This window comes from Cryobacterium frigoriphilum (assembly GCF_004403305.1).
Taxonomy (GTDB): domain Bacteria; phylum Actinomycetota; class Actinomycetes; order Actinomycetales; family Microbacteriaceae; genus Cryobacterium; species Cryobacterium frigoriphilum.
The window spans coordinates 1-14,104 of sequence record NZ_SOHE01000079.1; the positions used below are offsets into that span (position 1 = coordinate 1).

The following is a 14,104-nucleotide window of genomic DNA, read 5'->3' on the forward strand; positions in this document are numbered from 1 at the left end:
ACCGGTTGCTCGGGCAGCAGATACGCCCACGCCGCGGCGGGCGATACTCCGGCGGCCAGCAGCACGGCCAACCGTTCGGCGACCGCGGCGACCTGTTCGAGTGGCGGGGGCGAGTTGGCCCGCGCCCGCGCAGCCCGCACAGCCCGCGGGGCCCGCGCAGCCCGCGCAGCCCGCGACCCCGTCGTCTTGCCCACCGCGAATATCACAGCCCGCCCCCGGCTGCATGCCGGGGCGCTGCCACACCTTCGACCGCCCGCGTGACCGTGATCACCACCAGCCGGTCGCGAGCGTCGAGCGCGAACCGCCCGAGGGCCTGTACTCGGCGCATGCCGCCCCGCCGTTCCAGGTGCACCACGAGCTGGATCGCGCTCACCGCCTGCCGGGCGACGGCTTCGGGGCCGAGGCCCGCGAGCGCGCCGAGCGCTTCGAGGCGGGCCGCAACATCCGTCACCGAATTGGCGTGCAGCGTGCCGGCCCCGCCGTCGTGCCCGGTGTTGAGAGCCCCGAGCAGTTCGCGAATCTCGCCGCCACGACACTCGCCGAGCACCAAGCGGTCGGGTCGCATACGCAGGGCTTCCCGCAGCAGCGTGTCGAGTCCGAGGCGGCCGGCGCCCTCCAGGTTCGCCTGACGGCACTCGAGGGCCACGACGTGCGGGTGTGCGATGCGCAGTTCGGCGACGTCTTCGATGACCACGATGCGTTCGGCGGGCGACGCCTGCGCCAACAACGCCGCGAGGAGCGTGGTCTTGCCGCTGCCCGCAGCGCCCGTGATCAGCATATTCTCTCGGTTCGTGACGGCCCGTCGCAAGCGCTGCTCGACGACGGATGTTTGCCCGGGCTTCTGCTGACCCGCCTGCTCGGCGCACAGCCCGGCCGCGACGAGTGCCGTGAAACTGGGCCGCCGGGCTGCCGGCAGCCGAATCGACAGCAGCGTTCCCGTGCTGGACGCGGGCGGCAGCACGGCGTGCACGCGGATTCCGTCGGCGAGGCGCACGTCGACACAGGGAGTCGCCTCATCGATGTGGCGCCCGCCCCGGGCGATGAGGCTGACGGCGAGGGCGCGCAGGGCCTGTTCGGTGCTGGACCAGCCCGGCTGGTGCACGGCACCCCGGCCCCGATCAACCCACAGCCCGGCCTCACCGTTCACGAAGAGGTCGGTGACCCCGGCGCCGGCCGCGAACGGTGACAGCGGACCCAGCGCCGACACATCGAGCACGCCAACCTCGCCGGAGAGCACGTCAGCCCGGTCGGAGAGCACGTCGGCCTCGCCGGAGAGCACGTCGGCCCGGTCGGAGAGCACGTCGGCCTGGGTCCCGCCGAGCCCACCGGCAACAACCGGCTCAAGCGGCGACGGGCCAGCCGCATCCGTCGGCGCCTGAAAAGACGGCGCCACGACAGACGGGGCCACGGCATACGACGGAACGGCGATGAAGGGTTCAGGCATGCGCCGACGTTACGTCCGTCGCCCGCCGTGCGGGGAACCCAATGTCAGATTGGGAACAACTTCTCGCCGCGGCTGCCTGTGGAGGGAACGACCGCAGGTGCGACGACATCGGGGATTACCCACGCCGACAGGCCGCAGCAAGGCGGGCGGGCGGGCGGGGCGGGGCGGGGCGGGCGATATTCCCGGCTCTGGGGCCACCCCCGCGAATTAGCTCGAGAGCGCTCGAATTCAGCACGAGAAGGCCAAATGACCACCCCAGTTAGAGGGCCACGATCTGCCATGCCTTCGGCAACCTCGGCCCCGGCACACGCAACGCCCAGGCCGGAGGCACGGGGGCCGACACTGCCGCGGGGGGCGATCAACACCCTTCGGCCCCGACCCGCCCCAACCACGGCCGAACACCCGGCCGCCACGGCACGACTGGGCGCAACGGGGGCAGCGGCAACCGACAGCCCCGCGGCCGCCGGCGCATAACAGCTGCGAATCCGGCGCAGCACTAGAGATGACCGGTTAAAAAAGAGGGGGCGGCACCTATTGGGGGGAACAGGTGCCGCCTAGCAGCGCGCCGATTGGGGGGAACCAGACGAGCTGCCGGCCCGGACTTTCATCCGGACATGAGCTAGTGTACGCGGCTCCGGCGCTTGCGCAAGTCCCCCGTGTCCTCGTTAAGGGGGACAGGGCCGCCCCCGTTCGCGGGGTGGTCCGCGCGAGCGTGAATATAGCCCCATTTCTCGTTACCGGACTGGTCGCATCGGGGCGGTATGGTTCAGGGGTGGCTGGCCTTGTACCCGCAGCCAATCATCGCAAAGGAGCGACACCGTATGAGCGCGAAAATCGACAGCCTTCTTCACGAGCACCGCAAGTTCGCCCCGAGCCCCGAGTTCGCCGCAGCGGCGGATGCCAGCCCGGAATTGTACGCCGACGCCACCCACGACCGCCTCGGTTTTTGGGCTGATCAGGCCAGGGAATTGCTCCACTGGCACACCCCATTCACCAAGACTCTCGACTGGACCAACCCGCCGTTTGCGAAGTGGTTCGAAGACGGCGAACTCAACGTCGCCTATAACTGCCTCGACCGTCACGTTCTCGCCGGTAACGGCGACCGCGTCGCGCTGTATTTCGAGGGCGAGCCCGGCGATTCCCGTGCCATTACCTACGCCGAGCTCACCGCCGAAGTAAAGCGCGCTGCGAATGTCCTGATAAAGCTCGGCGTCAATGCCGGTGACCGTGTCGCGATCTACCTGCCGATGATCCCCGAGGCCGTCATCGCGATGCTTGCCGTCGCCCGCATCGGCGCCGTGCACTCCGTCATCTTCGGCGGATTCAGCGCCGAAAGCCTGCGCTCGCGCATCGACGACGCCAACGCCGTTCTCGTCATCACCGCCGACGGCGGCTACCGCAAGGGCAAGATCTCGGCCCTCAAGCCGGCCGTTGACGCCGCCCTCCAGTCCGGCGACTCCTCCGTGCGCAACACCCTCGTCGTCAAGCGCACCGGCCAGGACGTGGAATGGAACGACCGCGACCTGTGGTGGCACGACGAACTCGCATCCGTCGACGCCGAGCACGAAGCGATCCCGTTCCCCGCCGAGAACCCGCTCTTCATCCTCTACACGTCGGGCACCACCGGAGCGCCCAAGGGAATTCTGCACACCAGCGGTGGCTACCTCACCCAGGGCGCCTTCACCCACAAGAACGTCTTCGACCTCAAGCCCGAGACGGATGTCTACTGGTGCACCGCGGACGTCGGCTGGATCACCGGCCACAGCTACGTGGTCTACGGGCCGCTCGCCAACGGCGCCACCCAGGTGCTCTACGAGGGCACACCCGATTCCCCGCACACCGGTCGCTGGTGGGAAATCATCGAGAAGTACAAGGTGAGCATCCTCTACACCGCGCCCACCGCCATTCGAACCTTCATGAAGCTGGGTCGCCAGATTCCGCAGAAGTTCGACCTGTCGAGCCTGCGCGTGCTCGGCTCGGTCGGCGAACCGATCAACCCGGAAGCCTGGATGTGGTACCGCGAGGTCATCGGCGGCAACCTCACCCCGATCGTCGACACCTGGTGGCAGACCGAGACCGGCGCGATCATGGTCTCGGCGCTGTCGGGCCTGACCGAGACGAAGCCGGGCTCCGCCCAGGTCGCTATTCCCGGCATCACCATCGACGTGCTCGATGACGACGGCCAGCACGTTGGCTACGGCAACGGTGGCCTGCTCGTGGTGACCGAACCCTGGCCGGCGATGCTCCGCGGCATCTGGGGCGACCCTGAGCGCTTCAAAGAGACCTACTGGGACAAGTTCGAGGGCACCAAGGGCGCGAAAGACGGCCCGCTGTACTTCGCCGGCGACGGCGCCCGCCTCGACCACGACGGTGACATCTGGCTGCTCGGACGCGTCGATGACGTGATGAACGTCTCGGGACACCGCCTGTCGACGGCCGAGATCGAGTCCTCCCTGGTCGCGCACCACCTCACGGCCGAGGCCGCGGTGGTCGGCGCTGCCGACGACACGACCGGGCAGGCCGTGGTGGCGTTCGTCGTCATCAAGCTCAGCCAGGCCGAGGAGGCCTCGCACGAGGACATCAGCACCCTGCTGCGCGCGCACGTCGCCCAGCAGATCGGTGCGATCGCCCGCCCGCGCGAGATCTTCATCGTCGACGAGCTGCCGAAGACCCGTTCAGGCAAGATCATGCGTCGCCTGCTGCGCGACGTGGCCGAAGGCCGCGAGGTCGGCGACACCACGACGCTCGCCGACACGATGGTCATGAACACCATCGCGTCGAAGATGCGCAAGTAACACTCAGCCCTTCCAGCCACAAGAAAACCATCCCGCACACGGCGGGATGGTTTTTTTGTGCGCGGGTCGTCCTGGCTAGGCGAAGGTGACGACGAACTCGACCTCGACGGGCGAGTCGAGCGGCAGCACGGCCACGCCGACGGCGGAGCGGGCGTGCACGCCAATGTCACCGAAGATTTCGCCGAGCACGTTCGAGGCGCCGTTGATCACACCGGGCTGCCCGGTGAATTCGGGGGCGGATGCGACGAATCCGGTGACCTTGACGACCTGCGTGATGCGGTCGAGCGATCCAATGACGCTCTTGATTGCCGCGAGCCCGTTGAGGGCGCTCTGCCGGGCGTAACCCTGGGCATCCGCTGCCGACACCAGACCGGGGCCGTCGCCGACCTTACCGGCCGCGGGCAGGGCGCCGTTCACCATCGGCAGCTGGCCCGAGGTGTAGACGAAATTTCCGGCCACGAGGGCGGGCACGTAGGTGGCGACCGGCGGTACGACCGACGGCAGTTCGAGGCCGAGTTCAACCAGGCGGGCTTCGATCTTCGACATCTAGGCGGCATCCTTCGGTGCGAGCGGGCGCTTCAGATAGGCGACGAGCCCACCCTCCGGACCGGTCACGACCTGCACGAGCTCCCACCCGTCAGACCCCCAGTTATTCAAAATTGCGGCCGTATTGTGAATCATCAACGGCGTTGTGAGGTACTCCCAGGCGGTCATGCGTCTCCTATTGAGGCTGTTTTGCAGAATTGTCCCTTACGCTCAAGTCTATGTCTGCCAAAAATCGTACGGTGAGTGGGGCCCTCGGCGGCTTCCTGGGCTTCGTTGGAATGAGCGTCGTTGCCGGCGTTCTTGTTACCGCCGCGGTCACCCCGGCCCTCGCCGTGTCCGGCATGGCTGCAACCAACACCATCAACGTCTTCGAGACGCTGCCGGAATACCTCTCGATCGACCAGCTCGCTCAGAAGAGCAACATCTGGGCTTCGACCAACAGCGAAGACCCCGTCGGCAGCCGCGTGCTGCTCGCCTCGTTCTACCAGCAGAACCGCGTGGAGGTCGCCTTCGACCAGATCAGCGATTACGCCAAGAACGCTGCGATCTACGGCGAAGACCCGCGCTACTACGAGCACGGCGGCATCGACCTGCAGGGCACCTCGCGAGCCGTCATCGGCATGGTCGCTCCCGGAGTCGGCAGCGGTGGCGGTGGCTCCTCGATCACCCAGCAGTACGTGAAGAACGTGCTCGTGCAGAAGTGTGAAGAGCTGCCCGACGAGACCGAACGCATGGACTGCTACACCGAGGCCACGATTCCGAGCGTTGACCGCAAGCTCAAGGAGATGCGGCTCGCGATCGGTGTCGAGAAGAACTACGACAAAGACGAGATTCTGCGCGGCTACCTCAACATCGCCGGCTACGGCGGCACCGTCTACGGCATCGAAGCCGCCGCCAACTACTACTTCAACACCACCGCCGCGAACCTCACCCTGCCGCAGGCTGCGAGCCTGATCGCCACCGTGAACAACCCGGTGCGCTACCAGCTCGACCGCCCCGACAGCGAGACCAACGGCGCGGCCAACGGCTACGCGAACAACAAAGAGCGTCGCGACTACATCCTCGGCGAGATGCTCGAGTACAAGAGCATCACGCAGGAAGAGCACGACGCCGCCGTGGCCTCGGCCATCGAGCCCACCATCACGGCCCCGAGCACCGGATGCCAGACGGCCGGCGCCAACGCGTACTTCTGCGACTACGTGACCAAGATTCTGCTCAACAACGAAACCTTCGGAGAGGATGCGGAAGCCCGCCTCGCGGCCTTCCGCCAGGGCGGCTACGACGTCTACACGACGATCGACCTCGAACTGCAGGCAGCCGCCGTCGCGACGATCGCCGAGAACGTGCCGCAAACCTACCCAGGCTGGGACGTGGGCGGCGTCGTCACGAGCGTGCAGGTCGGCACCGGCCGCGTGCTGACGATGGCGCAGAACAAGGAGTACAGTCAGGACCCCTCGCTCGCCACGTCCGGCACCAAGTACACCGGCATCAACTACAACACCGACCAGACCTACGGCGGATCCGCCGGGTTCCAGCCCGGATCGACTTACAAGGTCTTCACCCTCGCCCAGTGGCTGAACGAGGGGCACTCGCTCAACGAGCGGGTCGACTCCCGCCGCAAGGCGAACTGGGGCACCTTCCAAGACAGCTGCCTCGGCCCGCAGACCTTCGGCGGCTTCAACCCCCGCAACGACGCGAACGAGGCCGGCGCCAACTACAGCGCCCTGCAGTCGACGCTCGGCTCGATCAACACCGGCTTCATCGGCATGGCCAAGGAACTCGACCTGTGCGGCATCCGCAAGACGGCCGAAGCCTTCGGCGTGCACCGCGCCAACGGTGACGTTCTCGAGCAGGGCGCCAGCGCCGTGCTCGGCACGAACGAGATCGCACCGCTGAGCATGGCGGTCGCCTTCGCCGGCATCGCCAACAACGGTGAGACCCACAGCGAGATAGCGATCGACAAGATCATCGGCTCCGACGGCGTCGAACTGCCGATCCCCGAGTCGAAGGTCACCCAGTCAGTCGAACCGGAGGTCGCCGCCGGCATGACGTATGCCATGCAGCGCGTGATGACCGACGGAACCGCCGGACAGTCCAACCGCAACACGTTCCCGAAGGTGCCGATGATCGGCAAGACCGGAACCACCGACGCGAGCCAGGACACCTGGATGAGCGGAGCCACGAGCAAGGTCGCCACCGTCGCCGGGGTCGTCAAGGTCAGCGGCACCGCCCGCAGCCAGCGCAACACCTACTTCTCCGGCCTTCAGGCCGCGACCGCGCGTCACCGCATGTGGCCCGACGTGATGAGCGTCGCCAACGCCAAGTACGGCGGAGACGACTTCGCCGAACCGACCAACGCCGCCGTTCAGGGCGTTCAGGTCACCGTGCCCGACCTGCGGGGCCAGTCGATGGCATCCGCTCAGTCAACCCTCGAGGCGGCCGGATTCGACTTCACCGACGGCGGCGTCGTCGACTCAGAGCTGCCCGCCGGAACCGTGGCGAGAACCGATCCGGCCGGCGGAGCCTCCGTCAGCCGCGGAACCCGCGTCACCGTCACGTCGAGCAACGGCACTGGCGTCGTGATCCCCGAGGTCGTGAACCAGACCAAGGATGCCGCCCGCGCGACGCTCACAGCGGCCCCCTACGGCTTCAACGTGGCCGAGCGTGAGCAGGACGTGAGCGACGCCAATCAGGTCGGCAAGGTGATCGCCGTCGAACCCGGGGCCGGGAGCGCCGCGAAACCCGGCGACACGGTCACGATCGTGATCGGCAAGCTCGCCGCCAGCGCGGCCCCCGCCAACAACGGCAGAGGCAACGGCAACAACAACAACGGGGGCTGAGCGAGATGACTCGAAATCGGGGGGCCGGAATGACGCGCACCGGAGCATCCGTGAGTGCCGGAAAAATCACCGGACTGTCGGTAGGCGGATCGGCGGCGCTGGTCGGCGCCATCGGGCTCGCCGCGTTCGCCTGGGGGTCGCTCGTGGAGCGACGCCGGTTCACGCTGCGCGAGGTGTCCGTGCCCGTGCTCGCGCACGGTTCGGCGCCGATTCGGGTGCTGCACATCTCGGATCTGCACATGGCTCCGTGGCAGCGGGACAAGCAGGAGTGGGTGCGTGGCCTCGCCGATCTTCACCCCGACCTGGTCGTCAACACCGGTGACAACCTCGGCCATGCCGAATCCATCCCGTCGATCGCCTACGCGCTGCAACCGTTTCGCGGCACACCCGGGGTGTTCGTCAACGGCTCCAACGACATGGTCGGGCCCGAGATGAAGAACCCGCTGCGGTATTTCATGGGTCCGTCCAAGCGCAGCGGCACGGTGCGTGACAACCTCGACCTGGCCGGCCTGCACACCGTTTTCACCGACCTCGGCTGGCTCGACATCAACAACGCTGCCGAGTCGATCGACCTGAACGGCACCCACGTGGAGTTCTTCGGCGTCGACGATCCGCACATCGGCCACGATCGTCTCGACCTCATCACCCGCGCGATCGACGACCTGCGCGCCAACGATCCGCTCGCCGACGAGGCCTGGCCCGACCCGGAAGAGGCCGCCGCCCCGCGCCCGACCGTCACGATCGGCGTCGCACACGCGCCGTACCAGCGCATTTTGAACTCGTTCGTGAACCACGGCGCGCAGCTGATCCTGGCCGGTCACACCCACGGCGGCCAGGTCTGCGTGCCCGGCTTCGGGGCGCTCGTGACCAACTGCGATATTCCCCGCCGCCAGGTCAAGGGACTGAGCCTCTGGAATCTGGGGCTGCGCACCGCGTTTCTCAACGTCTCGGCAGGCCTCGGCACCTCGATCTACGCCCCCGTGCGATTCTCCTGCCCACCCGAAGCGACGCTGCTGACACTCACGGCGGAGTAGCGCGCGTCCGGTTGTGAGCCGGTGGTTCGAAACGGGTGCAAAAGAGTCCTATACTAGACAAGGCCCACGGGCCATCGGGGTATGGCGCAGCTTGGTAGCGCGCGTCGTTCGGGACGACGAGGTCGCAGGTTCAAATCCTGTTACCCCGACAGCAGTACATCTCAACACAGACAGCAACCCCCACTCAGTCGAGTGGGGGTTTTGTTGTCGGTGGGTCGTGTCGGTGGGCTGCGGTAATCTGATGCATCGCCCGGCCCCGCACGCCGGCACAGTCCTTTCAGAACGGATGCCCATGCCTGATTCGATTCCCGACCGCACCCGCCCCGCGGAGCCGGTTGCGCCGGCATCCGGTGCACCAGCGTTCGGTGCGCCAGTGTTCGGTGCGCCAGCCGTGTCGCGTCGGGCCTGGCAGGCACTCATCGTCTTGCTCGCGGGCATGTTCATGGCCCTGCTCGACACGACCATCGTCAACGTTGCGCTGCCGAGCATCCGCACCAGCATCGACGCCTCGGAGGCGACCCTGTCGTGGATCATCTCCGGCTACGCCCTCGCCTTCGGCCTCGCGTTGATTCCCGCCGGCCGCATCGGCGACCGCATCGGCCACAAGTGGGTGTTCTTCACCGGGCTCGCACTCTTCACCCTCGCGAGCCTCGCCTGCGGCCTCGCCCAGAGCGACGTGCAGCTCATCGTTGCCCGGGTCGTGCAGGGCCTCGCCGGCGGCATCTTCGTGCCGGCCGTGACCGCCGTGATCCAGCTGATGTTTCCGCCGCAGGCCCGCGGCAAGGCCTTCGCGATCATGGGCTCGGTCATCGGCGTGTCTACGGCCCTCGGCCCGATCGTCGGCGGCCTCATCATCGAGGCGTTCGGCACCGACATCGGCTGGCGTCTGGTCTTCGGCGTCAACCTGCCGATCGGCGTGCTCGCGCTCGTCGCGACCGTGTTTCTGCTGCCCTCGGGCGCCGAGGCACGCGCGCATGCGGGCGTGACCGCGGTCACGGCTGCCACGAGAGCCACGGGCAGCCCGGCTGGGGCAGCCGTCGGCCGGGCCGGGGTCGATGTGGTGGGCCTGCTGTTGCTCTCGGGCGGGCTGGTGGCGCTGCTCGTGCCGCTCATCGAGGGTGAAGATCGCGGCTGGCCGCTCTGGACCTTTCTCACCCTCGGCGGCGGTGTGCTGTTGATCGTGGCCTTCTTCGCCTGGGAGGTCAGCTATGCCCGGCGCGGGCTCAGCCCCCTCGTGCCGCCGCACCTGTTCTCGCACCCCGCCTTCACCGGTGGAGTGGTGCTGGCGCTGGTCTACTTCGCCGCGTTCACGAGCATCTTCTTCACCATTTCGATTCTCTGGCAGGCCGGTCTCGGGCATACGGCGCTCGAATCGGGGCTGGTGTCGATTCCGTTCGCCATCGGTACGATCGTCGCCGCCTCGCAGAGTGACCGACTCACCCGGTTGCTCGGCCGCAACGTGCTCGTGATCGGCGTCACCCTCGTCACGATCGGCCTGATCTGGATCTGGCTCGTGCTGCTGCTCGTCGAACCGGTCACCCTGACCAACTGGCACCTGCTGCCGCCGCTGCTGATCGCCGGCCTCGGCAGCGGATGTTTCATCGCCCCCAACGTGCAGTTCATCGTGGCGACCGTTGACCGCACCGAGGCGGGCGCCGCATCCGGTGTCGTCGGAGTGATGCAGCGCGTCGGCAGCGCGGTCGGCATCGCCGTGATCGGCAGTGTCTTCTTCGGAACCCTCAACGTCACCGGCCCGAGCGCCGCCAACCTGGCCACCGCCTTCACCCACAGCGCGACGATGGCCATGGCCGTGAGCGCCGGCTTCAGCGTGCTCGCCCTCGTGCTCGTCTTCGCGCTGCCCAAGCGCCTGGCCTCCGCCGGCCCCGGTCACTAGCCCCGACCCGCGCGGCCCGCGGCCCGCGGCCCGCGCAGCCGTCTGCAACGATGACCGCGCCCAATACGGGTAGCCGCTACGGCGATTACCGTAGCGCTCACCCGTATCGGGCGCACTCACAACCGCACCGCCGCGCCGCCGCACCGCCGCACCGCCGCACAAACGCGCCGCCGCGCCGCCGCACCGCGCTCAGCCGACGCGAGTCAGGGCGACGAACGCCATCGTGGCGCTCGACCCGTTGATGCAGGTCTGGTAGAGCAGGTCGTAGCCGCGCGGGATGCTCGACGTACCGTCGGTCGCGACGTTGAGCACGGCCACGGTGCCGCCGACCCGGTAGGTGCCCGAGTTCACCCCGGACAGGGTGATGGTCGTTCCGGCACCGGGAAAGCGCGAGCCGCCACACGACCAGTGTTCGGCGATGACGGCGACCCCATAGCGTGCGGTCACGTTGACCGCACCCCGGCAGGCGTCGATTTCGGCCTGGAAGCCTGACGCCCAGACGTTCTTGTTGAACATCGCCACTGCCCGCACGGGCGCCGGACTCGCCGCCACCGGTGCCGCCGCGGCGGCCCGCGGCGTCACCGTACGTGCGGAACTCGACGCGCCGGAACCGCTCGATCCGCTCCATCCGCTCTGGGCCTTCACTGAGCGTGCTGCGGCTGCGGCTGCCGCCTGCTCGGCGGCCACGCGGGCGGCTTCGATGGCGGCCAGGCGTGCGGCCTCTATTGCGGCGAGGCGGGCCTGCTCCGCGTTCCAGGCGGCGACGGCATCCGTCACCCCCTGCACGGCGGCCGGCAGACCGGAATCCAGGCTCGCGAGCTTGTCGGCCCACGAAAACGTCAACCGGTCGAGGGTAGCGGTGGACTCCCCCACGTTGGGCCGGTCGGTGAACAGCCCGTCGACCGGCACGGTGAAGTCGGCATCGGCCGTCGCGGCGGTCATCTCGGCGGTCGCGAAGCCGAGGTGCAGGCGGGCGAGGTCGAGCGCCGGGGCCAGCACGGCGCGGCTGTCTTCGGTGAGCGTCTTGCCGGCGCTCGCGTCGAGCGCCGTCTGGGCGTTCGCGACGACGGATGTCTCCGCCTCGATCGCCGACTCGGCGCTCGCTCGTTCGGTGGTGTAGTCGATGAGAGCGGCCTCGAAAAGCGAGGCGCTGTGTGAGATCCCCGGGGGGACAGACGCCGTGACCGCGGACTTGGGCGACGTCGGCACCGACGCCACGCCAAACGCGGCCGTGCTCGTGCAGAAGGCCAGCGGAACGGCCAACAGCGCGAGCGTGAACACGCCGCTGCGGCGCAAATGAGCTGATCGGAGCTGGATTGAACGTACTAAAGAACCGGACACGCGGTCCCCTTTCGGGAAGGGACGGATGGACGGTGTCAGTGTTGCCGGGGCCGCAAATCCGGGCCAGCCCCCGTCACGCGCTAGACCGTTCTGTCCCCGTAGACGGGTGTTTCAGGCACGGTGGAGAGCGTCGTGCGACCCCTTGACGACGGGCGTGCGCAGCGCTATCAAGGGGTCTTCTCTAAGATGGATTCAATCCACACAATCGACCGTCGCCGCCGATTCGAGATACGCCGTACACTGCCGTGCAGACGCGCTTACCCTGCCCATTCGCTCTTGCTGTGCCCGCAACCCGAAACGAGACCATGCCCGCGCCCCTGCTGCACGCCGCACCGCGACACGCGATTCTGGACCGACTCGCGGTGCGCCGTGCCGCGCTGCTGCTGAGCGTGCTGTACGTCGTGGCCCTGGCCCTGATCGCGTTCTGGCCGACCCCGGTCGATCGCGCCGGCCACGACGCCCTGCAGCGCGGGCTCGCCTGGCTGCAGGAACACGGAGCGCCCGGCTGGCTCACCTACGGCATGGTCGAGTTCGCGTCGAATATCGTCTTGTTCATCCCGGCCGGACTGCTCGTCGTCGTGCTCGCGGGCGCCCGGTTCTGGTGGCTCGGCCCCCTCGGCGGACTGCTCGGCAGCGCGGCCATCGAGCTGGGACAGCTCGTGCTGTTGCCGGCCCGTACGGCCAGCCCCCGAGACATCGTGGCGAACACCTCGGGCGCAGTCATCGGCAGCATTCTGGCGCTGCTGGTCTTCGGCGTACTGGCGCTGCGGTCGAGGCGGCGGGTGCGGCGCGCGACGGCGTCCGCCAACGCCCGTCCCGCCCGGGCCCGCTGACTGCCGACGCTGACACCCCGCTGACACCCCACTGACACCCCGCTCACGCTGAAGGTCGACCTACTCGGCGAACAGAATCCGCCGCAGCTTGCCTGCCGTCTCGTTCTGCGGGTCCAGCTCCAGCGCTCGCTCAACCTCGACGGCCGCGCCCGCGATGTCGCCGCCGGCGTACAGCACGATCGCGTTCTGCACCGCGATCGCCGGATCGTTCGGAGCCAGTCGCACGAGCACCGCGAGGGTGCGCCCCGCGCCCGTCACGTCGCCCACGGCGAGCTGCCCGACCGCGAGCGCGCGCTCCGTCGCCACGGTGCCGGCCAGCTCAGCCCGCGAGCGCTGCGCCCATTCGATGGCGAGCTGGCCGGCATCCACGGCGACGGATGCGGCCGCCGCCCGGTCTGCGGGCTCGGCCGACGCTTGCGAAGCCGCCGCCGACGCCGCATCCGATGCCGCCGCGAACGACTGAGCGGCGATACTCGCGAGGTCCGCGTCCCACGGCCGCAGCGACCGGGCGTGGTCGAAGGCCGAGTCGGCGTCGGCGAGCTGGCCGCGTGCGGCCGCGGTAACACCCGCGCTGAGCGGCACCTCGGCGCTCATCACCATCAACAGCGCGGCCGTCCAGAAGACGAGTGCGGCCGTGCGCACACCCCGCGCGAGCGCCGCGTTGCCCGCACCGGCGAGACGGGCGCGAGCGCCGCCGGTCGGATCGGCCGCGAGCAGCAGGCCCGCGAGCACCGCCGCGACGATCGTCGTCGACGGTGCGGTGAAGTGCGTGAGCAGGGCAACACCGAAGCCGGCCAGCCCGGCGAGGGCGGCGGCCTGCAGATCGCGGCGGGAGGCATCCGTCTCGGTGAAACAGGCGCGCCGCCAGCCGCGCACGCCACCCCACGCGCCCACGCCCAGGATGGCGAGCACGAGCCCGAGCAGCGGCAGCCCGCCGGCCAATGCCACCTGAAACAGCCAGTTGTGGGGTGAATCGAGCGTTGCCGAATCGGTCGCCGTGCCGGCGCTGGAGTAGGCGTTGAGAAATCCGCTGGGGCCGACTCCCCCGGGATGTGCGAGGAGAATGGCGAGGCTGTCGCTCCAGAACGCGAACCGGCCCTCGAGCGATTGGGCGGCAAGCGGGCTCGCGCCGAGAACCCGGTCGCGCGTGAAGGGCACCAGCAGGGTGCCGAGCACCAGCAGCAGGGCAGCGGATGCCCCGATCACCGCGGTGCGCACGGCCGCGGCCCGGTCGCCGCGCACGATCTCGAGAAGCAGCAGCACGCCGAGCGTGACGCCGGCGGCGAGCAGCCCCGCCCGCGCGGCCGAGAGCACGACCGTCACGGCCGCGAGCAGCAGCGCCGCGCTCAGCGCCCAGCGCTCGAACGGCGTGGCGGC

10 protein-coding genes, 1 tRNA gene and 1 pseudogene are annotated in these 14,104 nt (G+C 68.7%); 6 read left to right on the forward strand and 6 right to left on the reverse strand.

Annotated features, from left to right (window positions below; translation table 11 throughout):
- Together E3T55_RS20620 and E3T55_RS18000 are read right to left on the reverse strand one after the other, a co-directional pair.
- Positions 1-194 (reverse strand): annotated as a pseudogene (locus E3T55_RS20620) (hypothetical protein); the annotation flags it as partial.
- Between the two features lie 8 nt (positions 195-202).
- Positions 203-1,444 (reverse strand): TadA family conjugal transfer-associated ATPase, encoded by a 1,242-nt coding sequence (locus E3T55_RS18000; protein ID WP_134520925.1) that lies wholly within the window; start codon positions 1,442-1,444, stop codon positions 203-205.
- An 821-nt stretch (positions 1,445-2,265) separates the two neighbouring features.
- On the opposite strand from E3T55_RS18000, the gene acs reads away from it, so the two are divergent.
- On the forward strand, positions 2,266-4,239 hold the full coding sequence (acs, locus tag E3T55_RS18005) for an acetate--CoA ligase (protein ID WP_134520926.1): 1,974 nt from the start codon (positions 2,266-2,268) through the stop codon (positions 4,237-4,239).
- Positions 4,240-4,314: 75 nt separating this feature from the next.
- Here acs and E3T55_RS18010 read toward each other — a convergent pair whose 3' ends face one another.
- Positions 4,315-4,785 carry a RidA family protein gene (locus E3T55_RS18010; RefSeq protein ID WP_134520927.1) on the reverse strand — a complete coding sequence of 157 codons (471 nt, stop codon included), beginning with the start codon at positions 4,783-4,785 and terminating at the stop codon, positions 4,315-4,317.
- Positions 4,786-4,953, reverse strand: a complete 168-nt coding sequence (locus E3T55_RS20370) for a Sp36 family protein (RefSeq protein ID WP_166791831.1) — start codon at positions 4,951-4,953, stop codon at positions 4,786-4,788.
- Positions 4,954-5,003: 50 nt separating this feature from the next.
- Between E3T55_RS20370 and E3T55_RS18015 the strand changes: the two genes are divergently transcribed.
- The 4 genes from E3T55_RS18015 to E3T55_RS18030 all read left to right on the forward strand — a co-directional run bounded on the left by E3T55_RS18015 (position 5,004) and on the right by E3T55_RS18030 (position 10,553).
- Positions 5,004-7,625, forward strand: coding sequence for a transglycosylase domain-containing protein (locus E3T55_RS18015; protein WP_134520928.1), 2,622 nt, complete (start codon positions 5,004-5,006; stop codon positions 7,623-7,625).
- A gap of 29 nt (positions 7,626-7,654) precedes the next feature.
- Complete coding sequence (locus E3T55_RS18020) at positions 7,655-8,659, forward strand: metallophosphoesterase (protein WP_134520929.1); 1,005 nt, start codon at positions 7,655-7,657, stop codon at positions 8,657-8,659.
- Between the two features lie 75 nt (positions 8,660-8,734).
- Positions 8,735-8,808, forward strand: a tRNA-Pro gene (locus tag E3T55_RS18025).
- Positions 8,809-8,951: 143 nt separating this feature from the next.
- The gene (locus tag E3T55_RS18030; RefSeq protein ID WP_134520930.1) at positions 8,952-10,553 is read left to right on the forward strand and encodes an MFS transporter; all 1,602 of its coding nucleotides are present in this window, start codon (positions 8,952-8,954) and stop codon (positions 10,551-10,553) included.
- A 189-nt stretch (positions 10,554-10,742) separates the two neighbouring features.
- On the opposite strand, the gene E3T55_RS18040 is transcribed toward E3T55_RS18030, so the two are convergent.
- Positions 10,743-11,849: a hypothetical protein gene (locus E3T55_RS18040; RefSeq protein WP_134520932.1), complete on the reverse strand. Its 1,107-nt coding sequence runs from the start codon at positions 11,847-11,849 to the stop codon at positions 10,743-10,745.
- Positions 11,850-12,175: 326 nt separating this feature from the next.
- Between E3T55_RS18040 and E3T55_RS18045 the strand changes: the two genes are divergently transcribed.
- A complete protein-coding gene (locus E3T55_RS18045; protein ID WP_134520933.1) occupies positions 12,176-12,727 on the forward strand; it encodes a VanZ family protein in 552 nt (183 codons plus the stop codon).
- A 60-nt stretch (positions 12,728-12,787) separates the two neighbouring features.
- Here E3T55_RS18045 and E3T55_RS18050 read toward each other — a convergent pair.
- Positions 12,788-14,104 (reverse strand): O-antigen ligase family protein (locus tag E3T55_RS18050; protein ID WP_174775489.1); only part of this gene is annotated, 1,317 nt, incomplete at its 5' end.